Origin of the sequence: Pseudoalteromonas shioyasakiensis, assembly GCF_022398475.1 — a bacterium.
Taxonomy (GTDB): Bacteria; Pseudomonadota; Gammaproteobacteria; order Enterobacterales; family Alteromonadaceae; genus Pseudoalteromonas.
The window spans coordinates 1-591 of record NZ_JAKEVM010000313.1 but is presented as its reverse complement, the minus strand read 5'-3'; the positions used below and the strand labels follow the sequence as shown (position 1 = coordinate 591).

Here is a 591-nt window from a genome sequence, read left to right as displayed (position 1 = left end):
ATTATAAGTAGTTATTCGACCTTGGTATTTTACATATGTCATTGAAAGATATTAAAAATCAAATTCAAAAGGCTTTAAATGTATTTTTAATGCCTTATCCAGAGCTAATTAAAAATGGGGTTGGGACCACTAAACAAGAAATGAATGACATTGGTTTTGCTATTTTCTCGGAGCTGAAGTCTGCAATGGATATCATTTCTGAATTAGGAAAAACACCAATCGTAGAGCCCATGAATTTAAACCAATTCACAATTCCTGCAGATGTATTTTTAAAAAATGAAGATGTAAGAAACGCAATTCTAAAAAACAATCCTGATTTCACTTTAGAATCTTTAGCTGAAATGAACGGCCTATTTATAAACCCCAAAACAGGTGATGTGTTTAAGAAACATGCTCAGCTAAGGATTTAATATGGAACTAAATTTGTCAAAAGGCTTTGCTGAAGCAGAGAAAAACTTAAAGTCTGCTCAATCATTATTGCTTGCTAAGTATGACGTCTCTTGGATATCCAACCCGGAAAAAATAGATTTAGATCAAATAACGTTAATAGATAAAGAAACTTTAACCGAAATTAATGACGCTCTTGAAATG

2 protein-coding genes are annotated in these 591 nt (G+C 31.8%); both read left to right on the top strand.

Annotated elements, in window-relative coordinates:
* Positions 1 to 35: 35 nt before the first annotated feature.
* Positions 36 to 410, top strand: a complete 375-nt coding sequence (locus tag L1D51_RS21675) for a hypothetical protein (protein ID WP_063530267.1) — start codon at positions 36 to 38, stop codon at positions 408 to 410.
* A gap of 1 nt (position 411) precedes the next feature.
* Positions 412 to 591, top strand: a 180-nt coding sequence (locus L1D51_RS21670; RefSeq protein WP_239964856.1) for a hypothetical protein, incomplete at its 3' end; no start/stop codon positions are given.

What these genes read in the sequence shown, in the direction of transcription:
- L1D51_RS21675 (WP_063530267.1), top strand. Translation starts at nt 36, where the DNA reads ATGTCATTGAAAGATATTAAAAATCAAATTCAAAAGGCTTTAAATGTA.